The following is a 26,747-nucleotide window of genomic DNA, read 5'->3' on the forward strand; positions in this document are numbered from 1 at the left end:
ACCGGCCCTCACATGAAGGCCCTCCGCGCTGAGCTCGGTCAGGACGGACGACGACGCCGACGGACGGAGGGCAGGACAGCGAGCGCGAGCCCACCCAAGATCATCGACCAGCCGACGACGCCGACGAGCAGGGGGTCGACACCGTCCATCGTCATGCCGAACACGAGGGCAAAGCCTGTGAAGGCGATCATGAAGCCGACAACCACACCCAGCACGCGCAGTGCCAGGCCCTCACCGGGCGTCATGGATCTCGATGCAGACGTCGAACCACGAGCCCGGACCCAGGGCAGGACCGCGAGCGCGATCCCACCCAGGAACATCCCCCAGCCGACGACCCCGACGAGCAGGGGGACGGCGTCGATGGTCATGCCGAACACGACCGACAGGCCCATGAAGGCGATCAGGACGCCGACAACCACGGCGAGCACGCGCATCAGCCACACCCCCGCCGGAAGCAGACGCTGCACTGATGGATCTGGACTTCGACGTCCAACCACGGGGCGTGCGTGCGTGCACGCTCCCTGCCCTCGCTCGGCGGGTTCGTGCCCGGCTCTGCTCCTGCCATCGGACAACCCCTTCCACAGCTCGTGTGCCGGAGTTGACACGGCATCAGGTTGGCACACACCGAGGCGCGAAGCGCTGAGGGGACGCACCCAGCAACACGTCGCAGAACCTCCGAACCCCGTCGTCGCTGCGTTCCCCGGGGGTCCGGCCCGGACGTGGGGTTGCCGGGTGCGGAACCAGGACCTCCGCCGGACGAGGGCCCCAGAGGAACCCGGAGCCCAAGCCTCAGGATGCTTCAGCGTCCGACCCCCTGCCGTCCTCGGGCCCCCAGCTCTGCGGGCAGGCTTGTGGCCCGGGGCGGCATCGGATAGGTCATCCGATCGACGACCCGCTGACCAGCGGCGGAGCGCACCCGTCTCACGACACTCTCACCCCTAAGCCCGCAGGCACCAGCCGCCGCACAGGTGTTGTCGCCCGGCGTGCGACGATGCAGGCCACGCCGACGCGGGCACCAGGTCCCTCGGATCCTGCACGACGGGTGGTGAGCCTCGTCCGTCCTGATCGCAACCTTCTGCGTGTGCACGCTGAGCGCCGTCGTGCCGGTGGTCAGCACCGAGGCTTACCTCCTGGCCCAGCTCGCGCTCCTGCCCGCCCGGGCACGTGTGGGCCACCGCCTTCACCGCCGCCGCCGGGCAGACGACGGCAAGCTGCTCTGGTACGCGGCGGGGTGGGAGTCCTTGGACTCGGCGCGGGTGCAGCACAGGCTCGACGTGGGTCGCCGTCGGGAGCGGTGCGAGAGGTGACGGGCGGCGTTCACGTCGCGGCCGCTGCTGTCCCGGGTCCTCTTCCTCACCTCCGCGACCCTCGGGCTGCCCAGCTGCTCGTCCTTGCGCTGGTCGCTGGCGAGCTGCAGGTCCCGCTGCGCCGGGTCGTTCCGATGGTCCTGCTCGGGCGGACGCTGCGCTTGGTCCTCCTGCTCGGGCTGGGAGACTACGCCCATGCCCGGCTCTGAGGGCTGTCGGCCACCTGGACCCTGCCGCGCCGAGGGACCACACGGTCATGGCAGGCCCCCGGCAGCTCGGTCACCTACGTACCCGGTCAGACGGAGATCGACGTCTGATGACCATCGCGCCCCGCACACCATCACCGTCGGGGTCCCAGGTCGTCCCACATGAGCGAACCCGAGACCTCGGCCCGCCCCTTCCTGCGCAAGGTCCGGTGCAGCGTCTGCGGGAGGGTCTCCTCGACCGCCCAGCTGGTGGCCGACGAGAACCTCGAAGACCGGTGACACTTCCTCTTCACCGGCATCGAGCGGGGAACCGGCCCCTCAGGGACGACCCCGAGTGAAGAGGAGGCGGGCCCGCCTCACCAGGGCTTCCGAGCCGCTCAGTTACGCCCAAGGGCGCTCGGGTGAGTGTGCCAGTCTGAAGTGGCCCCACCTGGAGGCGTAGTGCTTCGAGCACGGGAGGGTGTCCCCCACCGGTGGCGGACGATGCCCTCAGGGCCATTTCAAGGCTCCCTGGACCCGCACTGGCACCCGGAAGACGACCAGAAGGGGCAGAGCTGCCTACCTTCTGCAGCCCGTGCACCTCCGGTCGCCAGGACGACGGGTTCAGCCACCCCCGCAGGCGGCGACACCGCGCGGGGATCGGCATCCACTTCGCCTACCCGGACGGGTCGGAGACCACCGTGCCGCCCGAGGGGGTGGTTGGAGCAGGAGTACAGGCTCGGACGGACGACGCGACGGGTCACGGACCAATGTCCGTGACCCGTCGCGCGAAACGTCGTCAGCTCACGGCTGGACGTGCGTGACCGAGACGACCTTGAACTCGCCAGAGGTTGCGGCCCCGATGGTGTCACCCTCGCCACCGGTGTAGGAATCCAGCAGCTCTCCATCTTGGTAGACGTTGAGGGTCCACGTCCCGAGGTTGTCGTCGTCACAGTCGTTGTAGTTGTCGATCTCGATCGTGTAGGTGCCCGTGGGCGCACCGCCGACGGGCCAGAAGACGTTCTCCACCCCGCCGGGCTCGGGGTCACTCAGACATGCGCCGACGTTGTCGTCCCGGTCGAGGACTCCGCCGCTCGCAGATTCGCGGTCCTGGTACCAGATGCGCTCGCCCGACGGGTCGATGACGTGGAGGTCGAGGTCGTCGCTGCTGTCCCAGATCAGCGTGAAGCGGAGCTCGCCGTCGCCGACGATGAGGTCCACACCGTCGCAGTTCTGGTCGATGTCGTCGTTGGGGATCTCCACCGCACCGGGGTTGATGGTGGGGTCGTTGTCGTTGCAGTCCTGCGACGCCGGGTAGCCGTCACCGTCCGCGTCCGGGTCGCACCCGGTGTCCCCAAGATCGAAGCGCTCGCCATAGCCAGGCCCGTCGCCGGACTTGTTGTTGCCAGCCTTCACCCAGATGGTGTCGAGCGTGGCGTCAGGGTCGGACACGATGTACGTGTAGAGCCTCATGTCGCTCAGCTCGGTCTTGGACTCCATCCCGTCGTCCCCCACGACGATGTTGGACAGATTCTTCTCCGACGTGATGACCCACGCCCCAGCGTCGCAGTCGTAGTCCACGGTGATGTCGCCCGTCGGCCCCGCCATGGCCGCTGAAGTGGCCAGCCCGCTGAGGGCAAGTCCCAATATCGGAACGAGAGCAAAGGTGGTTTTACGCATGTCGTTCTCCCCTATTCCAGCTGCGGCCGAGTCGGGCCGCTGTGTTCGACGACCAAATGATCGTCAGTTTCAGCCTAGGGATTCGGGTCGAGCCTGGGGATGGGTAAAAATACCCATAGCGGCCAGAAGACGCTTGCCTCGATGATTCACAGTCGTGGCGGTGGTCCTGATCTGAGCGTCGACCGCAACGAGGGGCGGCGGAGGCGCTGGTGGTCAGGGTGAGGGCCCGATCCGCTCGGGTGGGCACCGCGCCGCGCAGAGGCACCCTCGGGTGACACGCGGACGCTCGGCCGGGCACCTGCAGAGCACGGGTCCACGAGTCCGGTGCCCTGCCGCAGACCAGCGACTTCGCTCACCGCTGCGATTCCGCACCTTGGCAGCGTCCAAGGCCGACGTTGCCGCGCCGACCCTCGTCCACCAGCCATCACGACCCGATCAGCGAGGCGACGAAGTGGATTACCTCTATCCGCGTGGCAGACCGCGGCCTATATTGAGCCAACCCTCACTCTCGAAGGAGCGCAATGAAGCGACTTGCCCTGGCGGGCCTGACCGCCGCCGCACTGCTCACCTCCGCGACGGCGGCCCACGGGATCACCTGGGGCGAGCCCGACGGGGAGGACCACCCCCACGTCGTGACCCTGCTCTTCGTCCAGGAAGGCGTGGGCTACTACTCGTGCTCCGGCACCCTGCTGGACCCGGACACCGTCCTCACCGCCGGACACTGCACCGAGGGCGGTGGCGAGCCCAACGACGAGACATGGGTGAGCAACGACCCCGACCCGCTGAGCGACTACGACTCAGAGGAGTGGGAGAGCGCCGCCGAGTATCTGGAGAGCAGCGACCACTGGGTGGAGGGTGAGGCGATCCCGCACCCGGACTATGACGACTTCTCCGGCTTCCCCGACACCTACGACGTCGGCGTGGTGCAACTGGACGGGCCGATCGACACCCCAGGTGGGATCTACGGCACCCTCCCGGAGGAGGGGTTCCTGGACGCTCTGAAGACGGCGAAGGGCCGCCCCAGCCACCGGCAGGTGACGGTCGTCGGGTACGGGGCGCAGGGCACCATCCCCGCGTTCGAGCAGAACGACTACATCCGCTACCAGGGCACCTCGACGATCACCGGCGTGGGCCGGTCCGCGTACCAGGACGAGCAGAACGTGCAGCTGACCAACTCCCCGGGCAAGGGCAACGGTTCCGGCGGCACCTGCTTCGGCGACTCCGGCGGACCGGCGTTCTGGATCGACCCCGCCACGGGCGAGGAGACCACCATGGTCGTCGCCGTCACGTCGTTCGGCATCACAGGACAGTGCGCCGGGACTGACTTCTCGTTCCGCACCGACATCGACGCCACTCTCGACTTCGTCAACCCCTACCTCGAAGAGTGAGGAAGGCCTGGAGGGTGGCGAACCAGACCCAGTAGCCGTTGAGGTCAAGGACGTCCGTCTGACTCACCGCCCGGACTGACTCTCCGAACGACAGGACGGCCCTTGAGCCCCTCCCACACCGATGACGGCGTGGGAGGGGCGGGGATCTTCAGGCGGCTACTGACTGCAAGTGCTCCATGACGGTCCGGTCGAGGACGTCGAAGTCCCCCTTGACCGCCTTGAGCATGTTCCGCTCCGAGCGTGTCGCGTAACGGACGTTGCCATAGTGGTGTTCCCAAGTGTTCACGGCCTGCAGGACCCCCAGCGCCGTGCCCTGCCACGGTGAGGCCCGGTGGTCCACGCGGTATAGATGGTTCAGCTGGTACCGCTTCTCCTCCGCCGCTCGTCGCGACCGTGGGGTGAGCGGCTTCTCGCTGGGACCGGGGATGGGAACGAGCTGGGTGAGGAGGGTGTCCCACTGCCGGTCGGTGACGGGGGTGCGGCCCAGGGTGGCGATCTCGGTGAGGTAGTCCTCGGTCATCTGGTGCACGACCGACAGCGCCTGCCGCGCCTCGGCGAGCCGGGCCTGGGAGTACCGGCTGTGCTTGACCTTGTAGGTCTGTCCCCGTTCTCCCAGGGCCGCGGCCCGGGTGTTGTCGCAGACGACGGCGGTGACGGTCCGTTTGTAGGTGGTGGCGATGGACCCGTCGAAGCTGGTGGTGGCCAGCAGGTTGGGCCGGAAGTCCAGCCCCTCCGGTGAGCTGACGGTCTCCGGCATCGACACCTCCACCCACGCGATCGCCCCGCCCTTGAGCAGACCCGCCGACGAGATGGCCAGGTGGTCGTCGAGGATGTTGGCCACGGTGGTCAGCAACCACTCGTCGTAGGGGTGCATCACGTAGCCGCTCGTGAAGATCCCCATGACCTGCCCGGTGTCGGAGCGGACGATCGCCTGCCTGTCCGGAACCGGGGTCCACCGGGCGGGTGCCCCGTCCTGGTCGAGGTGGGTCGCGGTGGCCAGGTCGCTGGGCAGCGCCACCGCCAGGGGCCGGGAGTCCGCGGACCAGTGGAACAGGCGTCGCCGGACGTCCTCAACGGGGATGGGGCCGGGGTAGTGGTTGGGTTCCCCACCCTGCAGGTCTGCCCGGTAGTGCCAGGCGGTACCCCGCTGGTCCGTGCTGCCGATCAGGGTGCTCGTGTTCAGGTGCTGCAAGGTCTCTCTGGACATCGTTCTCTCCTTCGTGAAACGGAAAATGCCCCGCCCTGGTGGGCGAGGCTCGGTGGCGCCGACCTGGTGGTCGGCTCGGGTGGGTCAGGAGCGCAGGTCCTGCCCCGGCGGGGCGTTCAGTACGGCAGGTCCTCCTCAGGTGGGTCGAGGTCCCAACGCCCCGTCATGAGGTAGTGCCCCAGGACCTGGCAGCCGTGGCGGTACCAGGGCGAGTTGTGCAGCAGCAGGCCGTGCCAGGACGCTGCCACCCGCAGGCCGTGGACCAGGCGATGGCTCACGAGGTCCGGCTCACCAGGTCCCCGACGGGGGTGAACTTGCCGCCGGTGCCGACGATGAGGTCGGCGCGGCGCTCGGAGGACTCCCGGGCCACCTCGGGGTCGACGTGCGTGTACACGTCGGCGGTGATCCCGATGGTGGAGTGCCCCAGGCGGCGGGACACCTCCACGAGCGACTCCCCCGCGGCCAGCCCGAGGGAGGCCGAGGTGTGCCGCAGGTCGTGCAACCGGATCCGCGGGAGCCCGGCCGAGGCGACCAACCGGTCGAAGTGACGCGACACGAACCCAGGTGGCAGGGCCTGCCCGTCCCGGACGAAGACGTGGTCCTCCGGCCCCAGTGCGCTGCCCGCCCCCACCGTGAGGGCGTGGAGCCTGAGCTCGGTCAGGGTCCGGTCGTCCAGGACCAGCGTCCGTCGACCCGACTCCGACTTCGGCGGTCCTTCGACCAGGTCCGGCCCGACCGCGACCAGCTGGCGGCTGATCCTCAGCAGACCCTCCTCGAGGTCCACGTCGGACCACCGCAGCGCGACCGCCTCCCCCCGGCGCATCCCGGTGACCAGCATCACCCGGTACAGCAGGCCCCACCGGTCGGACCGGCTCACCTCGACGAACCTGGACGCCTCGCTGGACGTCCACGTCGTGAGGCTCGTCCGCCTCACTCTGGGCAGCTCGACGGTCGCCGCCGGGTTGCGCTCCAGCAGCCCACGCCGGACCGCGGTGTTGAGGGCGCTCATCAGGGTGGCGTGGACCCGGTGCAGGGTCGCGGCCGAGACCGGCCCCTGCCCGCTGGGATGGGACAGGACGGCGTAGGCCCTCTCCACGTCCTGCGCCCGAAGGTCCACGAGCCTCACCTCCCCGAGCCGCGGGATCAGGTAGCCGTGCAGGTGCCCGCGGTAGGACAGCCGGGTCGAGGGCCGAAGACCGTTCTTGCCCTCCAGCCACGACTCCAGGTACTCGCCCACCGTGAGGTCAGCACCTCCGGTGGGACGGGTGGACCGACCAGCCGTCTGGGCCAGCCACGCCTGCGCCTCCCCTCGGGTGCGGTGGCTGGTCGTGCTCTGCCTCCGTCCGCCGTCGGTGCCACGGGGCTGGTCGATGACGGCGTACCAGCTGGACCAGGTGCCGTCGGCACGACGACGCCGGTAGATGGAACCTTGCATGAGCTTCTCCTTCTGTGTTCTGGGCATGAAAAAGGCCCGCAACCGGAATGGCTGCGGGCCTGCCTCGCTCCCCCGTACATGGGGCTCTTGCGAGGAATGTCGGACATAGGTATTGCCGACATTCCTATTCTACCATAAATACGCGCATATATGAATGCATATACCTTCCCTGTGGATTCTTCCAGGTATTCTTCACGACATTCTCCTACCGGCCGGTGCGGACCGTCGGGAGTCGCATTCTCCGGACCATGAGGTCGGACCTGCCCGGCAGCCCCCTCGGTGCAGCACCGGGCAGGGGCATCTGGCCCTGGCGTGCCGGTCCGGGCCGCCACTAGCATCGGGGGAAGCACACCCGGCGCAGGGGCCGGGTGGCTTCTGGCCGTGACGGCCGTCTGGAGGGCGACCCCATGAGGATCGGTCCACCGTCCTTGGTGCTCGCCTCGGTCATGGCGCTCACCAGCTGCAGCGGCGCAGACCCGCAGGAGCGGTCCTCCACGGGGGCCGCCGAGGCGGCTACGCACACCGTGACCGTCACCGCGACCGAGACGGTCACCGCCACCGTGACGGCCACCAAGACGGCCACCCCGACCGAGACCGTCACGGCCACCGAGACGATCACCGCAACCACGACCGTGACCGCCACGGCCCAGGCCGATCCCGCAGTCGAGCAGGCGTCCCCGAGCCCGTCCCCGTCCGCACCACGCCCGACCTCGCCGCCACGGAGCACGAGCACGGTCGGCGACTTCGACGTGGACTGGGCCCACGTGTGCGCGGAAAGGATCTTGAGGGACATCGAGACTGTCGACGAACGGATCGTGGACGGAGGGGCCGTCGGAAGTGGCCTTGGGCTCCTTGCATCAAGCTACGGGTGCCTGGCCGACCGGGGCGCCCCTCCCGGGGTGGACGCCGGGGACTACCTGCCCCGTCTGGCGACGCTGCAGGACTTCGCCACCCGGGCCGCCAACACCTACCTCGACGACCCGATGGAGGCGTCGGCGACGTACTCCGTGGTGCGCCAGGAGACCGCACCCGTGCTCCAGATGCTCAACGAGGCCACCGGGTCCGCCTACGCGCTGCCCTGAGCCCTACCCCGACCTACCTTGACGCGGCCTGACGTGAGAGCGGTGTGAGACGCCGGTCCGTCGTCGCAGGTCAGCCGCCTGGCGATCGGAGAGCCGATCCGATGGGATCACCCAGCTGGTGTGCTGCTGACCGCCAGGCACCGGCTTCCACCACCAAGAGCGAGCTGGCGGAAGTTCCTTCTCTAGCCAGATGGATTGCTGCGGGTCTAGCCTTGGCGCACCTGGGGTCAGAGGGGGTGGATGCACGTGCCGCACTCGACATGCTCGCGCCGTGCCCGGGCCACCCTGACATTCACCGCCTTGGCGTCCGTGCTGATCCTGGCCGGGCCACCGACCAGCGCCACGACCGGGGCGACGGCTGAACCCGACGACGGCGTCTGCTCCCTTGCTGAGTCCTACAACCGCGACGCGCAACCGGACAAAGCCCTGGCAGTGATCGACCAGGCCCGTGACGACTCGGCAGAAGGCACTGTTCCGGCTGCGACCAGGACAGAGCGGTCTCTGTGCTCGGCAGAACGGTCCGAGGCGTTGCGACGCATCGCCCTGGGGCACGACCTCGCAGCGAGCATCGCGCACGTCGACGATGCGGAGAAGCTGAGGGCGGCTCTGCCCGGCATCGCGCTGACACCTACCTCCGTGACGCTGCCTGCTGACCGCACGTGCACGGGCTCAACCGAACCAGGGGTGCAGATCCTCTTCGATCCCGTACCGGCTCCTGGGGAGCCGTACACGGCCGCGGTCCAGGCAGCGTTGAAGGAGCAGGCCGCCATCTGCGATGCCACGTCAGCACCTGACCCAGGATCGACACCGAGCGAGGGTCTGGCCAAGAAGTGGGAGTCGTTCACCGACAAGCACCTCGCACCCCTGACGGATCCTCTGCTGGGTGCCCTCAGTTTCCTCACCACCGGAGTTGTCCTCGCCTTCCTTCTGGTAACCCCGGTGGGACGCCTGTCCACGTGGTTGTTTGTCACGCGGCACGGGCGGCGGGACGAGGGGAGAAGATTCCCCATCTCGCTGACCGGCGCCTGGCGGCTCTTCTGGATCTGGTTCGGCGCCATCCTGCTCGTCGCGACGTCGATCATCGTCCTGTTCCTCCCGGGTCAGCTGCACTTGCTGGTCTACCTCCTCCTGGTGCTGCTGGGGGCGGTGCCCGTCGCCTGGGGTCTCAGCCACTCCCCCAGGCTGCGCATCAAGGCGGCCAAAGCCGACGGTACGGAGGATCACGACGTCTCGGCGCACGTCGCCGCCCTGGTCCAGCAACTTGGCCAGCCCGACTTCCGTCGGCTGGACACGGCAGCCCCCGCCGACGCGACGGCGCTGCAGGACGCGGGCCTGACCACCACGCCCGAGGGGAAGGTGGCCGCCGCCGCCTACAAGCTCCTCGAGCGTCTCGTGCCTCGAACTCCCTGGTTGGTCCGGGTGCAGACGGAGAGCGCCGACCAGTGTCACGTGATGGTCCAGCACCACGGGGTGACCGTGACGAGCGCTGTCGTCGACCGAGACCGGCTGGGGCTGCGGGTGTTCCTGGAGGGCGAGGGCGAACAACCCGTCAAGGGGCCCGACGACAAGCCCGTGATGCCAGACCTGCACGGCCTGTGCGCCGCCGTCGCCGTGGAGGCGATGGCGACCATCTATGACATGCCAGGACTCGACGGGGCCAGCACATGGGAAGGCATCGGGCTGCACTTCCTGGCCCGCACCGATCTGCAGCACCACGACGAGCGAGTTCCGCTGCTGGCTCGCGCCCTGGACGCGGACCCGGACAACCGCCCAGTGCTGCTGGAGCTGTGGCACGCCCGATTCCGGAAGTCGCAGAAGCCGAGCGAGCTCGATCTGTACTCGACCTTCCTGGAGTCCTTCCAGAGGCTGCAGGTCCCCGGAACCACTCGCGACGACGAGCGGGACCTGAGCCCTGACCTGCGTGCCCGGGCCGCGTTCGCACGGTACGTCGCCCTGATCAACCGCCATTACGCGCAGACGGCGGCCTGGCGCGACACTTCCACCGTGCCAGCACCGGGGGCCGTGGACAGCTCCGTGCAACGAGTCGCGTCCGCCATCACGGCGCTGACGGAGATCCTCGAGACCCGGGTCGCGGACAAGGAGGTCAGCCACCGGATCTACACGGAGATGAACGCCCGCCTCGAGGCCGGGAGGCGATGGGTTCACATGATGTCCGACCCGTGGGATGCGGACCTCACCGCCGACATGAAACTCGCCCCGTCGTGGGTCGCGTACTCGTGGGCATGCTTCCACGCCTCATGGGCGGAGCGGCTCCAGGACCTGTCCGCCCAGGGACGCGATGCCACGGAACTTGTCGTGCGGCACCGCCGCAGGGCAGTGCAGCACCTGCACGCCGCTCATGCGGTCACGGAACTGCGCGACTGGACAACGAAGGACCCCCAGCTGGCCACTCTGGTGCGCAGCCGGGAGTACCTCGACGAGCTGGGCAGACGCCCCAGGAGCGGCTTCTTGGACGTCCAGATCCTCGCCGCCCACAAGGACCGGCTCGTCCGTATCGGAGGTTCAACCCCCGCCACCGTCCTCCAGCACACGGTGGAAGAACTGGCGGCGTTGCTCCTGACCTCTCCAGCTCAGGCCACCGTGGTGCGGAAGACGGCAGCTCTGGCGCAGGCGGTGCCGTCGGACCTGGCGGGCTGGCGCTTCGAGATCTGCGACCTCCTCACGGCCGCAGACGTGCTCGACATAGGGCCCGGACAGCATCCGGAACTCGTCGAGACCCTTTCCGGCGCGATGAACGCCACCCTCGCCAAGAGCCCGACAACTGAGATGCTCGCAGCCTGGCTCCGACCGTCGGTGGACCAGCCTGTGCCGGTAGGACCGGACCTGCCCGCCGTCTGAGCCCCTCCGGCTCCTGCGATGCGAGCCCACACAGGCGTAGTCGGCCCCGGGTGACCGCCGGGCCACTGCCCCCGCGCCTGCACGGCGCAAGGACACGCGCTCCGGCCCCCACCACGCCCTCTGCCCAGCGCAGGTCGTCGCCTCCAGAATCACACGCGGGCGCACAGGGCCGAGCACCGCGACGCCCCACCGTGCAGATCACGGTGGGGCGGCCGCGTGCTGCGGGGCGTGGTCAGGGCCTCAACGCGGGGACGTCGTTGGCGACCGGGATCTTCTTCGTGGGGCAGGAGCCGTTGACGATGGTGGTGATGGCGTCCTTCTCGGCCTGGGTGACCCACAGGTCGTACTTGGCCTTGACCGCGACCTGGTAGGCGACGTAGTCGCAGCGGATGGCCCGGTTCGGGGGCAGCCAGGTGGCGGCGTCACCGTCGCCCTTGGACGAGTTCAGGCCCCCGTCGACGGCCCACAGGTTCAGCGGGTCGTTGGCGAAGTTCTTGCGGTCGGTGAAGGTGATCTGCTGGGCACCCTTCTGCCACGCGTCGGACAACGGGACGAGGTGGTCGATGTGGATGCTCTGACTGGTCACGCCCCGCTCGAACCACAGGGTGTCGCCGCTGAAGGGCTCGTCCAGCCACCCGGTCTCGGCGACGCACCCGTTGGTCCCGGCCCGCACGACCAGGTTGTCCAGGTCGCGGCGCAGGACGTCGTTGCGGGTGTCGCACCCGTTCCGCCCACCCTGCACGTCGACGGCGTCGGTCCAGTCCGGGCCGAACTCGGCCCGGTCGTACCCCGTCAGAGGGGCACGGCCCTTGACCGGGATGTCCTCCAGCACGGCCAGAACCGTGTCCGTGACCGGCGGGTTGACCCCGCAGGAGGCGGTCGTGGCACCGTCGGCGACGGCCACGCTCCCACCCAGGACGTACTGGGTGATCACCCCCAGGTCGGCGGTGGCCCCCTGGGTGGTCGCGGGGGCGCAGCCCTGCTTCACGAGCAGCAGCGGTGCCCCGTGGGCGGCCGCCGCGGGCACCCCGGCCAGGGCGTCGGCGTAGTTGAGCCCGGTGGCGTAGAACGCCTCGGTCGACCCCTGGGGCCACACGTTGGCGGCCACGGTCGCGGCGGTCCCGTACCGGTCCGTGCCCGCGTACCGGGACAGGCTCGCCCCGGGGACGCTCTGGCGGATCTTGTCGACCACGCTCGCGGGGACGGCGAACTCGCCGCCGAGCACGACCACCCTGCTCGGGTTCAGGGTCCGCAACCGGTCCGCTGTCGCCGCGGACAGGCTGGTGCCGGTCGACAGGAGCACCGGGGCACCCTGGTGGGCCGCGGCGGCACCACCGGCGAGGGCGTCGGGGTAGGACCTGCCCGAGGCGACGTAGACCGTGCTGGCCGAGGTCCCCCACAGGGAGGCGACCGCGGCGGCGGTGGCGTACCGGTCGGTCCCGGCCAGCCTGGACACCGGGGCGTACTGTCCCAGGACGTCCGTCGCCGGGGTGCCCACCGCCTGGCCACCACCCAGGACGATGATCTCCCGCGGGGCCAGGCGTGCCAGCTCGGCACGGACGACGTTGGGCACGGTGGTCGCGCTGCTGATCAGCAGGACCGGCGCGTCCAGGTACGCCGCGGCGGGACCACCGGCCAGCGCGTCCGGGAAGTCGGTGCCCCGGGCCACGAACACCACGTCCGCACCCGCGGGGTAGAGGTGCTGGGAGACGGCCACGGCCGTCTCGTACCGGTTTGCCCCCGCCAACCGCTCGGTCCCCTCGACCGTCGCCTGGGACGTCACCGCCCCCGGGGCCAGCCCCCCGGACGCGACCCCCGGCACTGCCGGACCGACCACCAGACCCACCGCGGCCGCCCACACCGCGACCTTCCCCATCGTCTTCTGCACGCTCGACTCCCTCGTCACACCGACCCGGTACGTCCGGCGGTGGCACCACAGTCCCACGCCGCACCGACAGACCCGGGTGCCAGCACCGGTGGGCCAGGAGACGTGGGCAGAGTCTCGCCCGCAGACGTCGGCGACAGGCCCGGCGAAGGGGAACCGTAGATGCCGCTCGCTCATGAGAGTCGACGAGTGCAGCCGGAGCGTCCGGGTGGCCTCGCTTCAGGACGCCGAAAGCACGAGAGCTGGCAACAGAGGGCCGGGAAGGACAGCACCCCGGCGGCCTTGACGGCTGCCGGGGTGCCTCGTGCCTGTCGCTCAGTGAGCCGCTTCGTAGGCGTCCACGATCTCCTTCTTGATCCGACCACGGTCGCTGACCTGGTGCCCGTTGTCACGTGCCCAGCGCCGGATCGCCGCGAGCTGCGTCTTGTCCGTGTGCGAAGTTCCACCGCCACCGGTGCCCGGCTGACGGCGACCACCGACACGACGGGCGTGGTCGACGTAGAACTGCAGGGTCTCACGCATCTTGACGGCGTTCTTGTCGCTCAGGTCGATCTCGTAGGTGACGCCATCGACAGCAAACTGCACGGTCTGGCCACCATCGGTGATCTCGGTGCCCTCGATGTCGTCGACGAGGATAGTTTGGACTTTCTGGGCCACGGGAAACTCCTACATGTCACGGGATGAATTGACGAAACAATATCGCATCAGTGCCTTCACGTTTCACTCTGGTTGATCTTCTCGTACGCCGCCTGCAAGTTGGGTGATGACCCGGATGAGCTCACCATGGGAACAACCTACGGACTGAAGACGAGAGCCTGAGGATAGACCACCGCTCTACCGCGTGAGATCGCGTGCGAGGAGAGATCGTGCATCATTCGGTCCCGACTGGCAAGTGAGCTACCCGTCCTGGGTATCGGCCGCGAACCAGGTGGCGAACTCAAGCTCGTCGAGACTCAGCATGCCGGTGACGCTACCCCCAGGGGGTAGTGGCATGCCCACAAGTGCACGATCGACGAGCCGTCCTCGCAACCCGGCACGGATGGGGTACTCAGCTGTGGAGGTCGATGGCTGTACGCAGCGCCGCGCCCATGCGGTGCACGGACCAGACCACCGACGGGTCGGCGTTCGTGAACATGCCCTGCGAAGTGGCGACACGGTGAGCGATGGCCTCCCAGGTGGTCCATAGCATCTCCACGCCGTCCGTCGAGCGGTCCGGCACGCGGTCCTCGAGCAGGTCGAGGCCCACCGCGAGGGCGTCCTGCATCTGCAGCGGGCCGAGGCCCCGGACCTGCACCGGTGGGGGCGCCCCGAGGACCAGCAGGTGGACCGCACGACGACCTTCTGCACGGTCCCGGGCGACCAGGACCTCCCGAGCCAGCTGCTGCGGGGGGAACGAGGCCCGTCGGACCGCCTTCGCGTCGACGAGGACGAACAACGAGTCAGAGGTGATGAGCACGTCGGGCTGGACACGTACCTGCAGTCCGTCCGTGGTCAGGTTCCCCGGCAGCACGGAGACGGTCAGCCCCTCGGGGTCCGTCCCGAGACCCTTGCCGTGCCCGTCCGCCCCGCCCTGGGCGTCGTCGAGCACCGGCCCCAGGTACTGGCTGCGGGGCAGCAGGTCCAGCAGCTGGAAGACCTCGGCCGTCAGGACGTTCTCCCTGCCGATCCCGCCACCCCGATACTTCCTGGCGTCGCCCTCCCAGGCGATCTCGTCCACGAGCTGACGGAAAGGACTGCTCATCCCGTCACCGTAGCCGCCCTGCGCTGCGGTCGGGGCGACGCCGATACCTTCTTCTCGTCCAGAGGCTGCGGGCAGCCGTTGTCGCCGCGGACGGTGGGCCACCGCTTGCCGCAGATCCGTCCTCTGCTGCACGGTCCCGTGTGTGCAGTCATGGGCTCACCACGCCACCCGACCCGACCTGTTTCTCAGCTCCTTGGCGTGAGATCCCGACGTCCCCCCGTGAGATCGGACCACCTGCGTCGCAGGTCAGGCTCGTGGCGATCGGATCGGCTCTCCGATGACCCCATGGGTGTCCGGCCCGTCCGGCACCTGTGGCCCCAAGTCAGGAGTCCCCACATCACATATGGAAGCCGTTGGGCCGGTACCAGACACTTGCCGTCTGACCTTCGTCTCTGAAGCGGTGGATGGGCGCCCTCCTCAGCTCGTCAAGCATCACGGAGAGTCTTGCCAAGAGTTCTGTGCGCTGCTCCGCCGACAGATTCGCTACCTCTACCTTGTCCCAAGCACTATGGATGAGCCTCAGCGCTTCGGTGTCGTCGCCCCCCACCACCAGGTTCAGGGCGTCTTCGACGTCGAAGCACAGATCTTCGAAGGGTTCGAGATCGGCGGGCATCGGGCACTCCCTCATGGCATAGACGACGCGCGTCCCGGCCATCGTGCCATGCGACGCTGAAGCTGTCGGGTCTTGTCAGCAACCAGTGCGTGGCGCACTACCAGCAAGGAGTCGTCCTAACACTCGCGGACCCGCCCTACGTCAGGCGCCCGCACCTTCTGGCGTCCACCTCAGAGAGCCCAGGGGGTGACTGGACCTGCAGTTCCAGTGCGGCCCGGCACGCTCGGCCGCTCAGGCAGGATGCAACTGTGTGTAATCTACTGGTCCTTGGCGGCCTCGCCTCTAGGCGGACGCCGGGTAAGTAGGTGTGCCGGTCGCGTGGGAACGCACGCCTGCCGATGCTCAAGGGCAACCCACAGCGAGGAGCACTGGATGACTGGCGCAGGGTTGACACCCGAGGATGTCGCTGAGCTTCATCAGTTGTCGACGTCAGCGGACATCGATGCATCAGCCAGAGCGACGCTGCGTAACCTGCTTGCGGTTATCGATCCTCAACCGGCCCCCAAGCGAGTCCCTGGGCAATACTACAAGGTCACCAACCACGACGGATGGACTCATGTGGCGCAGTGGGACGGAATCGGGTTCGTCTACGAGTGGAACGTTGAGGGGCGCAGGGGGCGCACGGACCCGCGCGACGTAGCTACTGCACTGCCCCTAGCTGTTCTTCCAGAACCTTCCGACGAACTCTTCCTCTGGGTCGCACAGTTGCAGTTCGAGGAGACGGAGATCGCGATGAGCGACGAAACGCGCGCCCAACTCGCAGAGATCAGCGGGCTCCCGGGGAACGGTCGCATCTACTGGCACCAAATCAACCCCCAACTGCACCAGCAGTTCATCACGGAGGCTGGAGCCTGGTACAGAGCGCTCTTTTCCGCGATCACATCGAGCACTTGAGGAGATGCCGCGGACAGGTTCGTGACGATGGAGTACGGTCCGTCGAAGCGTCCGTCGCCGCTCGATCGGGGCCTATTCCAGGATCACTGGGGATGGGACGAGCTCAAGGTAGGCGTCAAATAGTGCCTGCTGTCGATCGCCCTCGGCCGCACCGGCACATACACCGAACAGGGCACCGACCTTACGGTCCAAGTCCAGATGCGCAGCCTGCAGGTCAGGATCCATCCCGCTCGCTGCGTAGTGCTGCGCCAGTGACAGGTGGGGGTGCTGGGCACGGGCGTCAAGGACGGTTTGTCCTGCGGCGATCAAATCCGCACGCTGCCTGCCGGAAAGCAGCGGGAGGGGGAAGTTGTTCCAGACCGTCCGGACGGCAAACCGGATGCGGGACTCCAATCGGCCACCGATCGTCTTCTGCCAGGTGAGCAGCATCGCTGAAGACAGGATGGCGAACTGCAGCCCGTCGCGGTCCTGAACCTGATAGTTAAGATGGGAGGCGATCACCTCTTGCCCGACCCTCGCGCACGGCAGATAGGGGCGACTCTCGGAGCTCACACCAGGTATGCACACGAAGGTCGTGCGCTGCGCTGCTCGTTGGGTGAAGAGGTGCGGGATGGAGGCGAAATCGTTGGTGGAGGGGGCCTTGGCATCGAGTCGGAATGCCCGGACGGCGGCCACCCGTTCCCGCAGCGCCAGGGACCTGGACAGGTCTAGGGGCGTGGCATCTTCGAGCCAGAGGCACCAGCGCTTCTCGCCGTGGAGGAGTTCCCGGGACCCGATGTATGGGCGGAGGTACTTAGCGGCGATGGGGTCGGAGGTGAAATGGTCCAAGTCCTCTGGTTCGACGATCAGGTGGCCCCCGTCCTTAGCCATGGACCCCAGGACAACCTTGGCCAGGTCGGCCGCAAGGGGGGTCGAACGCGGTACAACTGCGATAGTCGGTCCGTCGATGAGGTAGGCGTTTATGTGGCGAGCCGTGATTTCTCGTGGTGCCCCCTTGAAGTTGGGGTACTCGAAGAGCACTGGGTCGGGCTTGTTATTCTTGTCGAATCCGGTGATGACGCAGTGGACGGCGGCGGCACCCGTGGCTTCCGAGGTCCAGGCGAAAGTTTGGTGTGCGAAGCGCAGGCGCCAGCCGTTCTTGAAGATGTAAGGGAAGAGCCGGGTTGCCTGATCTCCTTGAGCTATCGAGCTGGTGGAGACGAGCGCGAACCGCCCATCGTCCTCCCCGGCGAGATAGTCGACGCACTTCCGGTGCCAGCCCGTGACGTAGTCGAGTCGTCCGAGATCTTTGGTACCCCACACGGACTGCAAATCCTCGAGCTGTTCCTTGGTGCGCGTGTGCGGCCCCAGGAAAGGCGGATTACCAGCTACTATCACCTGCCCTGGACGGGGACATACAGTGGCCCAGTCCAACCGCAGGGCGTTGCCCACGACGATGGTGGCTTGTTCCTGGATGGGTAGCCGGTCGGGTGCATGGCCTAGAGAAGCGGTGAGTTTAAGGTCGCACTGGCGGTCGACGAGGAACATGGCAGTCTCGGCGATGCGGGCGGGCCACTCGTCGATCTCGATGCCGTAGAAGTGGTCGAGAGTGACACTGAGACCGACGTTGGCCAGCAGCATGGGGTTGTCGCCGGTGATCTCTTGTAGCCGTTCCATGATGGCCAGTTCGAGATCTCGCAGCTCTCGGTAAGCGACGATGATGAAGTTGCCGCATCCACACGCTGGGTCCAAGTACCGAATGCGTCCGAGCTTTTCGCGCAACTTGCGAAGCCGGTCGGCCTCGTACTTGCCCAGGGTACGGACGTGCTGGAACTCGGCTCGGAGCTCGTCGAGGAACAGCGGGCTGAGGGTCTTGAGGATGTTCTCCTCGGAGGTGTAGTGCTCCCCGAGCTGTCGGCGGGTCTCGGCGTCACGGACGGACTGGAACATGGACCCGAAGATGGCCGGGCTGATGCTGGCCCAGTCACGATCGCAGGCCTGAAGCACCGCCGAACGGAACTCCGCGTTCAAGACCGGCAGGGTCACCCGTTCCGTGAAGATCCGCCCGTTGACGTACCGGAAGCCTTCCAGCCCCGGTCCCGGGGAGCCACGCTTGTTGTCGGGGGTGTCGAGGTAGCCGAAGAGGGTAGTGAGTTGGGAGCCGATGTCGGATCCGTCTGCGGCGGTGTGGTCACGGATGAAGTCGCTGAACAGATCGGGCTTCCACATGTCGGTGTCGTCACCGAACAGGAGGAAGAGGATCCGAGCGAGGGTGACGGAGATTTCGTGGTCACGAACCGCCCGCGGGGTTGTCGAGGGGTACGACTTCTCCATGGCGGTGTAGAGACGAGCCATGAGCTTGGACGCGTGTTTGGTCTCGTTGTGCGCCTCGACGTCGAAGGCCTGCCGAACCTTGGCCAGGACCGCGTTGCTGTCCAACACCTCGTCGAGCGGAAGCCGGATGGCCTCGAGCTTCTCGCCAAACCGAGGGTCGGTGCCGCCATCGCGGTGACGGTGGCGGCTCAGCCGCGTGATGGTGGTGCTACCGACGGCACGGCGAACCGGCCAACGCCACACCTGCTCGGTGTCGCCGTGGAAGATCAAGATCCGGTCGGTGCTCGTCCTCGCCAGATGCCGGTCGACGACGGCCTCGATGTTGGAGTCGGGCTTCTCGTCCACGACCCACACCCGCAGGCCCTTGTACGAGGACACGTTCGTCGCAGTCATGGTGCGTGCGTCGTGCTCGACCGTGACCGGTGCATGGTCGGGCCTAGACCAGTTCAGGTCCCGGATGAATAGAGTCTGGTAGTCACGCTGCTCGGCGCGGTCGATCAGGGACGGGGTCACGAGCTGACAACTCCTAGTGAGCAGACGATCTTGATGGTGTCGGTGTCAGTTGCGCCGATGACGAGACGGTCTTCGCCGTGCAGTTGGTTGATCAGGTCGGCCAGGTCGTCGGGGTTGTACCGGTTCCTGCGGGCCTGGCTCAGCCGCATGTTGGCGTGCTCGGTCAAGGGGCGGGAGTGCAGGGCGTCCAACGCCTCGGTGGCCTTGTCCCCGAAGACCGTCCCGCCCAGGCGCTGCCATGCCCACTTCCGGACGCCTTTGAGGTTGCCCGCGGCGATCGTCTCGGTCTTCAGCGGGCCACGGACGAGAGCGGTCTGACGGTCGAAGTGGTCGGCGCGCTCGGGAGCGGTGGGGGTGGTGGGTTCCGCCCGGAAGATTCGGAGCGCTTCCAACGGGGTGAGGATTCGCTCTTGGACGCCGTGGTCGGTGACGGTAGCGGTTGCAAAGGCGTCGACGCCGGATCCCGTAGAGATATAGCAGGTCACGCCCCCTTGCGTCTCGTCCATGTACGGGTCGCGGGTGGAGTGGATCATGTCCTGCATACCCAGCACCTTGGCCGTGGTCTGCGGGTACTTGTCCTGGGCGTTCGACCAGACCAGCCATGCTTCGCTGACCGAGTCCACCTCGGCCTCGTCGTCGCTGTCGTCGTCGCTGACCTTGCCCTTGTAGAGCTCGTCCAGGATCTTGATCTCCCGGTCGCCGCCGAAGAACTTCTCGTCCGAGCCGAACGCCTCCGCCGAGGCACCAAGCCGGGTCTTGATCCGCTGCCGCAGCTGGATCTGTTCCTCGATCTTCTCGTGCGTGATCAGGTACAGGTGGACGGTGTCGGACTTCTGCCCGATCCTGTCGACACGGCCAGCGCGCTGGATGATGCGGATGATCGCCCAGGGCAGGTCGTAGTTGACGATGATGTGGCTGTCCTGGAGGTTCTGCCCTTCGGAGAGCACGTCGGTCGCCACGAGCACGTCGATGGGGCTCTCTACCTGCACCGGATCCTCGGCGTCTTCCGAGGGGAGGCGGTTGGAGTTCGGGGAGAACCTCCGCGCCACCTCGGCGGGGTTGTCGGTGTCGCCGGTGGCCAGCCCCACGTTGGGGATCCCCGCCGACGTGAGCGCGTCAGCCACGTAACTGGCGGTGTCGCTGTACTCGGTGAAGATGAGCACCTTGTCGCCCGGGTGTGTGTCGGTCAGCAGGTCGACCAGGGCGTTGATCTTGGAGTCGCGGGTGGAGTCCCATTCTCCGAACCGGTCCAGGAGCCAGGTGATGGTGTCGTTGTCCTTGACCAGGTCGGCGCGCAGGGTGGGCTTGAACACGGTCGTGTTCACCCACTTCGTGGTCTTGGGTAGTGACTCGCGAAGCCTCTGGTACCGGGTGGCGACACTGCCGTGCAGGGTGCCGTCGGTCTCGACGTCCTCGTCCGTGACGTTGATCTGCTTGTCGGTGAACGCCCCCAGGGGGATGGGCAACTCGTGGTCGACCGCGTGGATGAACAGCTCGTTGCGGGCACGCTGGCGCTGCAGCGACAGGATGAACGAGTGCCCGGAGGAGGACAGTCTCTTGAACAGGCCGATCCGCACGAAACCGCTGACGTTGCCCCGCCCGGAGCGGATGTCGTCCAGGTTTTTGGTGTCCTGCTCCGTGTGCGCGGCCTTGGGGTTGTCGTAGTCCGCAAGGCGGTACCGGGGCAGGATCAGGTCCCGGACGGCGTCCAGGGTGGTCTCGTCCTCCATGACGGCTGCGGGGTCGTCGATCGCGAACGGGTGGCTCACCGGTGTGGAGACACGGGTGGGGAAGTGGAACCTCTGCCCGTTGGCGAACTGCAGGTACTGCCGCTGCACAGGCTGCCCGTCCGCGCCTGTGATGGTCTCGGTCTTGGCCGTGCGTTTGATGAACGAGCGGGTCCTTCTGACCAGGTGGTCGCTCATCAACCGTTTCCAGTCCTCCGGTTCCTCCGAGCGTCGGAAAGCGGTGAGGGTGTTGATCTTCCCGTCGACCTTTGACCGTAGGTCCGGGTCCTTGCGCAGCGCCTCGGTGGGGACGATGCCCAGGTCCTGGTCCTCGTCGATGTACAGGCCGATCTGGTTCGCCACGTCGGTGAACGCGAGGTTGTAGGGGGTCGCGGTGAGCAGCAGAACCTTCGAGCCGTTGTTGCGGATGTACTGGTGGATGGCGTCGTAGGCGACGGTGGAGTTGTTGCGCAGGTTGTGCGACTCGTCGCAGATCACCAGGTTGAACCGCTTGAGCTCGGGGAGGACTCTGTCTGCCATGGAGTAGGGCACGACGCGGCCGTTGATGTCGTACTCCTCCAGGTGCTTCTCCCACATCGGTTGGAGGTTCTTGGGGCACAGCACAAGGGTGGAGTAGTCCTCGGCGGCCTGGAGCATCAAGGCAGTCGCGACCGCGGTGAGGGTCTTGCCGAGCCCGACGACGTCGCCCAGCATGGTGCCGCCCCGGCGGACGACCCGACGGGACAAGGTCCGCACCGCGTTCTCCTGGTAGTCCAGGAGCAGGTCCTTCATCGACTTCGGTAGCACGTACCCCATGCCGTCTCGGGCGTCCTGGGACAGGGAGTGGCAGACCTTGAGGTACACCTCGAACGGGGTCGGTTGATCCTCGTCCGCCCACGAGCTGGCGATCAGGTCGATGATCTCGGCCGTGATGTCCAGGGAGAACGGGTCGTTCCACCGCTCGTCGAACCAGGTCGCGAGCTTGGCGGTCGCATCAGAATCCTGCACGTCGATGTTCAGTTCGAGGTTGCGCTTGAGACCAGCACCGGTCAGGTTCGAGGATCCGACGTAGCCCCACTTGCCCCCGTGCTTCTTACCCGGCGCATGGAAAATGTAGGTCTTGCCGTGCAGCGGCTTCTCCGTGAAGACCTTCATCGCCACCAGGCCGTCCTGCAACTGCCGCTTCAACGTCCGCAGGGTCGCCTGACCCTCCCGGGTGGCCAGGCCACGCATCAGCTGGGTCCGCAGGTGCGCCACCAGTTGATCACGCCGGGCAAGAGCTCGCTCCCGGTCATGGATGTCTGCCCCGTACTCCCGGGGCTGCACCTCGTCCTGCAGCATGTCCAAGAGCTGCTGCGCGTCCGCGGGGGCCACCATCCCCACCAGCACCCGAGCCGTCGGGCGGTCACCGTCCGTGCGGGGCTTGCCGTCGACCAGGTCGGCCAGGTTCGCCCAGCCGCGCAAGTCGATGTACCCCGTGGCCACGTCCATCGTGTCGAAGTCGCGCAAGGAGTCCCGAAGCGCGGGGCCAAGACGTGTGTCGTCCGACAGGTTGTCGAAGATGTTCGGCACTATGCGACCCCGTTGATCAAGCGATTTCCCATATTTCCACCCGTCCGTGCCCCCGATCGCAGTCTTTCGGGCTGGCCCCACTCCATATCGGTCTCCTTCGACATGCAGCCGATCTTGCCCTACCCCACCCACACACCTCGGCCTCCCCTGCCGGGACCCCGGGTTTGGAACTTCGCCGAGCAGCCGCCAGCGTGGCGTGAGCATCGGAACACCACCTCCGATCACTGATCCCCCGACCAGCGGCGACACGGCTCGGTCTCGCGGTCGTCTCACCGGCGGTCGAGCCCACCGCAGACCTCATGACACAGAGCGCGACCCCTAGGGCCACTGGCGGTTACCCACCGTCGCCGGGGAACCGGTTGTCGGTACGACGCGGTGTACGCGTCCCCCGAGCTCGCGGTCGAGGACGTCGAGCACCACCTCGACGCCGCACTGGAGGCCGGTAGCGACCACGCCCTCGTGCGGGCTGTCCTGTCCTGGCGTGACGAACTGGCGTGATCGCCGGTCTGAGGTTCAGCGGCCAGCCGTACCGGGCGCAGGTACCGCTGCAGGGACTACCGGGTAGGACTGGCATAGGTCACGTGCACCTCCTCCGGTCCTGAACGACCTCCCCGCGGAGTGTCGGTGGCTGATGAGACTCTGTTGCTCCACGAGGTAGGGACGGTTCAGATGGGCAACGAGGAGCATCCCCCACGGTGGGTCAGCGAGGACGAGATGCTGCTGGCCGACTTGGAAGGCGTTGACGCAGCCCGAGCGACGGTGGCGTACGCCCGGGAGCGGCGTCGGCGTACGGCGCTCCAGCGGTGGGGCCAGCTCCAGCGGATCGCCGACGTCTTCGGTCTGGGCGAGCTGGACGCCTACAACGACGTCAGGCTCAGAGTTCTTCGCAGCGTGATCGGCTATGTCGACGAGCACGTGTGGCGCGACGCCATCGCCGACGTGCGCCGACAGGTGCTCGAGACCACCGACGGCCAGGGCTGGTTCCCCGACCTGGCCGTGCGGCGCACGATGCGTGAGCGCTACGTGCTCGACGTCCAGGAGTACGGAGAACAAGCACGGGCGGTCACCGTCGACGAGGAGGCACTCTTCCTGCCCGACCCGCACGCGGTCAGCGGCATGTCCGTCGATCGCAAGACTGCGGTGGCCCGCGCCCAGGCTCACCTCACCGCTGAAGGATCGACGATGGTCGTGCAGGAGGACGACGTCTTTCCGAACCCCTACCAGGACCTGTGGATCGTCGGATACGCCGACCCCGAGCACCCGGACGAGGTCCTCGACGGTGGGGGCCCAATCATCGTGCCCGCCCACGGTGAGGTCTACGAGCTCGGGTCCCTGCCGCCACGACCGGCAGAGCTGATCGGGGCGATCCTGCCGCCCGACGAGGAGTGGGACTGACCCCACCGCTTCCTCACCACGGCGGAGGGTCAGAGATCAGGGATCTGCCAGTCCACCGGATCCCGCCCGTTCTGCACGAGGAACTCGTTGGCCCGCGAGAACGACCTGCTGCCCCGGAACCCCCGATAGACCCCCTGAGGGGACGGGTGCGAGGACTCGATCACGAGGTGGTGGTCGGAGATCAGCCTCTTCTTCAGGCGGGCCGGGTTGCCCCACAGCATGAATACGGTGGGTTCTTCCTTAGCGCTGACCACGCGCAGGACCTCGTCGGTGAACGTCTCCCACCCCTGGCCCTCGTGCGACTTCACTGCGCCTGCCCGCACGGTCAGCACGAGTTCAGCAGCAGGACGCCCTGGCGTGCCCAGCGCTCCAGGACGCCGTGGGCTGGCGGGACGACCTTCAGGTCGGACCCCAGCTCCTTGAAGATATTCTGCAACGAGCGCGGCGGCCTGACGCCCGCTCGCACCGAGAACGCCAGCCCATGAGCCTCACCCGGACCGGGGTAAGGGTCCTGCCCGACGATGACTACCTTGACCTGAGCGAGCGGTGTGAGCTCCAGGGCCGTGATACCTCGTCGACGCGCGGGTACACGTCCTCCCCCCGCGAGCGCTCATCCTCCAGGAACTGCTGCAGTGCGGTCCAGTAGGGCTTGCCTCGACTCTTGTCGTACGAGCGAGTCCCAGTCGGCGATCACCCGGCCAACCCCTAGGTAACGGCAGTCCTGCATTCGCTCAAACCCCACCCACTACCTGTGGACTGTCCTGTGGATTGACAATGGAGTCCCGCGTGTGGAAGCGTGCGGGGATGGATCCGAAGACCCCGACCCCGCCGGACCTGTGGGAGCTCAAGAAGTGGATGCCGGTCCTCGTGCCTGTCGAGGACTACCTGTCCGTGGCCGAGTTCCTCGCGGCACGGCTGGCCGAGCGCTCCGGTCCCGGCAACGGCGCGGGGGGCGTGGCAGGCGGTGACGCTTCGACCGCCGTCCACCCACTCCTGGCCGCGTGGCCCGCCTGGTCGGAGGAACCCCTGCGCCGTCTCTCCGAGAGCAGGAGCTTGACCGCGCTGCGGTGGGCGAGGGCCATGGACGCCGTCGCCCAGGGCAGTCAGGACTGGTACACCACCACGGAGGTGGCCAAGGCCAGCGGGCTGACGATCAACGAGTGGCGCGACGCCCCGCGCAAGATCAGCCGACACTTGAAGGTCCACTACACCGACGTACCCCTCCACGAGGGCCACTACACGTGGCCGCTGCGCCCGTGGACCAACCCCGACAAACCTGGAGAGGTCAGCTGGGGGATGGCCCCCGCCTCCAAGGAGCGCTGGCTCACGATCCGCGAGCTGGACCGATGAGCTCGCCCAGAACCATTCTCAGCCGCTTCGATGTCCTGGAGTGGAACCCGCGCTGGCAGGAGAGTGACCGGGGCCAGCTCAAGGCCTTCCTGGAGGGCCAGGGCAAGACCCTGACCTACAAACCCAACCTGGCCCATCTTCGACCCCGCCTCGACGCGGTGATCGCCACCATCCCCGACCAGCTCGACACCATCTACCGCACCCGCAGCAACGGCTCGGTCAAGGGCCTGGACGCCAACCGGAAGAGGCTGTTCGACATCCGACCCGGTGCCATCGACCTGGGCATGGGGATCGACCGGACGATCCTGGAGTTCACCACGACCCACTGGGTCCGCGGTAGGACGCCCCACCGGCCGGTGGAGGTCCCGACAACGGCCTGCCCCGTGCACAACATGCAGCTGCCCGCGACCGGTGTCTGCGACCAATGCGAGTAGCACCCCCGGCAGGGTGCAGATCAGATCAAGGAGCTCGATGGAGGGACGTCGATACCGGCTTCCACACCATCACCGTGTAGCCCGGTGACGTTGCTAGGTCCATCACCGAGCATCTGCGCACCTGCCCGGGTCACCCCTTGGGAGCGAGGGTCAGGTGTGAGACGCGCCCCGGGGTGAGCCCTGCCGCCGTCGCGACGACGCTGGGTCTGACCCCCGCCTTGACCGCAGCACGAACAGCACGGTCACGGGCGTCACGAGCCTCACGCTCTACTTCCACCGCCCTCGCCAGAGCCGCTGCCGCGTCCTCGACGGCTTCCAGCTTCATCCGCTCGTGCTTGGCGGTCGCTCCGACGTCCATGTGACTGTCCTCCTCCTTCTCACCCGGCCTCGGTGCTGATCATGCTTGAGGCCGCTGCCCTGCCGTCGCCGTTGTCCACAACCGAGCTGCAACATCTAGGACGACTGCCTGCGGGTCAGCCACGTGCGCAGGGTCACGAGCCGGACACCGGCAGCGGCCGCTACGTCGGTCGGCGTCGCACCCGCCGCGAGGGCGACCTCAGCCCGGAGCACGAGCAGGTTCCTGACCTCCTCGAGCTGCCGGGAGGCCTGGGTCACGTGATGGAGCGCCTCCCTGGCCCTGTACGTCTCCTCCTCCGTCGGCATGCAGGACAAGGTAGCCCCAAGACCGCTTCTGCCCGACGCCACTGCCCGCCGGGGCGGGGTCGACGCCTCCGGTCGACAAGCCCGCCTGTGGTCCTCTGAGTCCGCACCCAGTCCGCAGAGAGTCCGCAAAACGTCCGCACGGGATCAGTCCCTACCAACGCTGTCATCAGTCGCGTGGGGGCCTGACCAGCACGTTCATGCCTTACCGTCACTGACCAACAACCGGGCTGGAGTTCGAGATGTACTTCGACATCTGAGCGAAGGTGGGCCCCGGCACGGTCGGGGTCACGGCGGGGAGGGAGCAGTCCGCGCTCCCTCCCCGCCGTCGTCTGCTCACGCCCACGACCACCTCTTGCTCTGGCCCACGACCACCTCCAGCTCTGCCGACACCACCACCGTGGCGGACACCACCACCGTGCCGGGCTGGGGGGGGGGGGGGGGGGGGGGGGGGGGGAGAGACAAGAAGAAAAAGAGGGAGGTAGGTGGGGGGGGGGGGGGGGATTG

The 26,747-nt window shown here is 67.5% G+C and carries 25 protein-coding genes; 10 read left to right on the forward strand and 15 right to left on the reverse strand.

The features are described 5' to 3' along the window. Positions 1-38 precede the first annotated feature (38 nt). Complete coding sequence (locus ACI3ET_RS01140; RefSeq protein ID WP_405031077.1) at positions 39-434, reverse strand: hypothetical protein; 396 nt, start codon at positions 432-434, stop codon at positions 39-41. Positions 435-1,079: 645 nt separating this feature from the next. On the opposite strand from ACI3ET_RS01140, the gene ACI3ET_RS01145 reads away from it, so the two are divergent. Both ACI3ET_RS01145 and ACI3ET_RS01150 read left to right on the forward strand, forming a co-directional pair. Beyond that, complete coding sequence (locus ACI3ET_RS01145) at positions 1,080-1,307, forward strand: hypothetical protein (RefSeq protein ID WP_405031079.1); 228 nt, start codon at positions 1,080-1,082, stop codon at positions 1,305-1,307. After that, entirely contained in the window at positions 1,304-1,516 is a 213-nt protein-coding gene (locus ACI3ET_RS01150; RefSeq protein ID WP_405031080.1) for a hypothetical protein, read from the forward strand. Before ACI3ET_RS01145 ends, ACI3ET_RS01150 begins: the two co-directional genes overlap by 4 nt. A gap of 780 nt (positions 1,517-2,296) precedes the next feature. Here ACI3ET_RS01150 and ACI3ET_RS01155 read toward each other — a convergent pair. Next, the gene (locus ACI3ET_RS01155) at positions 2,297-3,139 is read right to left on the reverse strand and encodes a MopE-related protein (protein ID WP_405031081.1); all 843 of its coding nucleotides are present in this window, start codon (positions 3,137-3,139) and stop codon (positions 2,297-2,299) included. A 554-nt stretch (positions 3,140-3,693) separates the two neighbouring features. Here ACI3ET_RS01155 and ACI3ET_RS01160 point away from each other — a divergent pair. Continuing rightward, positions 3,694-4,560, forward strand: a complete 867-nt coding sequence (locus ACI3ET_RS01160) for a S1 family peptidase (protein ID WP_405031082.1) — start codon at positions 3,694-3,696, stop codon at positions 4,558-4,560. A 148-nt stretch (positions 4,561-4,708) separates the two neighbouring features. Here ACI3ET_RS01160 and ACI3ET_RS01165 read toward each other — a convergent pair whose 3' ends face one another. From ACI3ET_RS01165 to ACI3ET_RS01175, 3 genes are all read right to left on the reverse strand, one after another. Beyond that, positions 4,709-5,767 carry a DUF932 domain-containing protein gene (locus tag ACI3ET_RS01165; RefSeq protein WP_405031084.1) on the reverse strand — a complete coding sequence of 353 codons (1,059 nt, stop codon included), beginning with the start codon at positions 5,765-5,767 and terminating at the stop codon, positions 4,709-4,711. Between the two features lie 116 nt (positions 5,768-5,883). Next, positions 5,884-6,045, reverse strand: coding sequence for a hypothetical protein (locus tag ACI3ET_RS01170; RefSeq protein ID WP_405031085.1), 162 nt, complete (start codon positions 6,043-6,045; stop codon positions 5,884-5,886). Further along, a complete protein-coding gene (locus tag ACI3ET_RS01175) occupies positions 6,042-7,202 on the reverse strand; it encodes a tyrosine-type recombinase/integrase (RefSeq protein ID WP_405031086.1) in 1,161 nt (386 codons plus the stop codon). Before ACI3ET_RS01175 ends, ACI3ET_RS01170 begins: the two co-directional genes overlap by 4 nt. 407 nt (positions 7,203-7,609) lie before the next feature. On the opposite strand from ACI3ET_RS01175, the gene ACI3ET_RS01180 reads away from it, so the two are divergent. Together ACI3ET_RS01180 and ACI3ET_RS01185 are read left to right on the forward strand one after the other, a co-directional pair. Next, positions 7,610-8,284 (forward strand): hypothetical protein, encoded by a 675-nt coding sequence (locus tag ACI3ET_RS01180; RefSeq protein WP_405031087.1) that lies wholly within the window; start codon positions 7,610-7,612, stop codon positions 8,282-8,284. 528 nt (positions 8,285-8,812) lie between these two features. Then, entirely contained in the window at positions 8,813-11,143 is a 2,331-nt protein-coding gene (locus ACI3ET_RS01185) for a hypothetical protein (protein WP_405031088.1), read from the forward strand. A gap of 232 nt (positions 11,144-11,375) precedes the next feature. Here the strand turns inward: ACI3ET_RS01185 and ACI3ET_RS01190 are convergent, their stop codons facing one another. The 4 genes from ACI3ET_RS01190 to ACI3ET_RS01205 form a co-directional block, all read right to left on the reverse strand. Next, the gene (locus ACI3ET_RS01190; RefSeq protein WP_405031090.1) at positions 11,376-13,031 is read right to left on the reverse strand and encodes a cell wall-binding repeat-containing protein; all 1,656 of its coding nucleotides are present in this window, start codon (positions 13,029-13,031) and stop codon (positions 11,376-11,378) included. A gap of 312 nt (positions 13,032-13,343) precedes the next feature. Then, entirely contained in the window at positions 13,344-13,685 is a 342-nt protein-coding gene (locus tag ACI3ET_RS01195) for a histone-like nucleoid-structuring protein Lsr2 (RefSeq protein ID WP_405031091.1), read from the reverse strand. Between the two features lie 391 nt (positions 13,686-14,076). Beyond that, positions 14,077-14,769, reverse strand: coding sequence for a hypothetical protein (locus tag ACI3ET_RS01200; protein WP_405031093.1), 693 nt, complete (start codon positions 14,767-14,769; stop codon positions 14,077-14,079). A 337-nt stretch (positions 14,770-15,106) separates the two neighbouring features. Beyond that, complete coding sequence (locus tag ACI3ET_RS01205) at positions 15,107-15,424, reverse strand: hypothetical protein (protein ID WP_405031094.1); 318 nt, start codon at positions 15,422-15,424, stop codon at positions 15,107-15,109. Between the two features lie 330 nt (positions 15,425-15,754). On the opposite strand from ACI3ET_RS01205, the gene ACI3ET_RS01210 reads away from it, so the two are divergent. Next, positions 15,755-16,276, forward strand: coding sequence for a hypothetical protein (locus ACI3ET_RS01210; RefSeq protein ID WP_405031095.1), 522 nt, complete (start codon positions 15,755-15,757; stop codon positions 16,274-16,276). Between the two features lie 72 nt (positions 16,277-16,348). Here the strand turns inward: ACI3ET_RS01210 and ACI3ET_RS01215 are convergent, their stop codons facing one another. Continuing rightward, positions 16,349-19,102 carry a class I SAM-dependent DNA methyltransferase gene (locus ACI3ET_RS01215; RefSeq protein WP_405031096.1) on the reverse strand — a complete coding sequence of 918 codons (2,754 nt, stop codon included), beginning with the start codon at positions 19,100-19,102 and terminating at the stop codon, positions 16,349-16,351. Beyond that, complete coding sequence (locus ACI3ET_RS01220) at positions 19,099-22,401, reverse strand: helicase-related protein (RefSeq protein ID WP_405031097.1); 3,303 nt, start codon at positions 22,399-22,401, stop codon at positions 19,099-19,101. The genes ACI3ET_RS01215 and ACI3ET_RS01220 overlap by 4 nt, the downstream gene beginning before the upstream one ends. A 375-nt stretch (positions 22,402-22,776) precedes the next feature. On the opposite strand from ACI3ET_RS01220, the gene ACI3ET_RS01225 reads away from it, so the two are divergent. After that, positions 22,777-22,899, forward strand: a complete 123-nt coding sequence (locus ACI3ET_RS01225) for a hypothetical protein (RefSeq protein ID WP_405031098.1) — start codon at positions 22,777-22,779, stop codon at positions 22,897-22,899. Between the two features lie 171 nt (positions 22,900-23,070). Then, positions 23,071-23,796 (forward strand): hypothetical protein, encoded by a 726-nt coding sequence (locus ACI3ET_RS01230; protein ID WP_405031099.1) that lies wholly within the window; start codon positions 23,071-23,073, stop codon positions 23,794-23,796. A 29-nt stretch (positions 23,797-23,825) separates the two neighbouring features. On the opposite strand, the gene ACI3ET_RS01235 is transcribed toward ACI3ET_RS01230, so the two are convergent. Together ACI3ET_RS01235 and ACI3ET_RS01240 are read right to left on the reverse strand one after the other, a co-directional pair. Continuing rightward, entirely contained in the window at positions 23,826-24,104 is a 279-nt protein-coding gene (locus tag ACI3ET_RS01235) for a uracil-DNA glycosylase (RefSeq protein ID WP_405031100.1), read from the reverse strand. 17 nt (positions 24,105-24,121) lie between these two features. Continuing rightward, the gene (locus tag ACI3ET_RS01240; RefSeq protein WP_405031115.1) at positions 24,122-24,364 is read right to left on the reverse strand and encodes a uracil-DNA glycosylase family protein; all 243 of its coding nucleotides are present in this window, start codon (positions 24,362-24,364) and stop codon (positions 24,122-24,124) included. A 236-nt stretch (positions 24,365-24,600) separates the two neighbouring features. Between ACI3ET_RS01240 and ACI3ET_RS01245 the strand changes: the two genes are divergently transcribed. Then, complete coding sequence (locus tag ACI3ET_RS01245; RefSeq protein ID WP_405031102.1) at positions 24,601-25,146, forward strand: hypothetical protein; 546 nt, start codon at positions 24,601-24,603, stop codon at positions 25,144-25,146. Further along, positions 25,143-25,580: a hypothetical protein gene (locus ACI3ET_RS01250; protein ID WP_405031103.1), complete on the forward strand. Its 438-nt coding sequence runs from the start codon at positions 25,143-25,145 to the stop codon at positions 25,578-25,580. The genes ACI3ET_RS01245 and ACI3ET_RS01250 overlap by 4 nt, the downstream gene beginning before the upstream one ends. 130 nt (positions 25,581-25,710) lie before the next feature. Here ACI3ET_RS01250 and ACI3ET_RS01255 read toward each other — a convergent pair whose 3' ends face one another. Continuing rightward, positions 25,711-25,938 carry a hypothetical protein gene (locus ACI3ET_RS01255; RefSeq protein ID WP_405031104.1) on the reverse strand — a complete coding sequence of 76 codons (228 nt, stop codon included), beginning with the start codon at positions 25,936-25,938 and terminating at the stop codon, positions 25,711-25,713. A gap of 95 nt (positions 25,939-26,033) precedes the next feature. Beyond that, positions 26,034-26,243 (reverse strand): hypothetical protein, encoded by a 210-nt coding sequence (locus tag ACI3ET_RS01260; protein WP_405031106.1) that lies wholly within the window; start codon positions 26,241-26,243, stop codon positions 26,034-26,036. Positions 26,244-26,747: the final 504 nt, after the last annotated feature.

It is taken from the genome of Ornithinimicrobium jinqii (genome assembly GCF_045032595.1).
In the GTDB taxonomy this organism is placed as follows: Bacteria; Actinomycetota; Actinomycetes; order Actinomycetales; family Dermatophilaceae; genus Ornithinicoccus.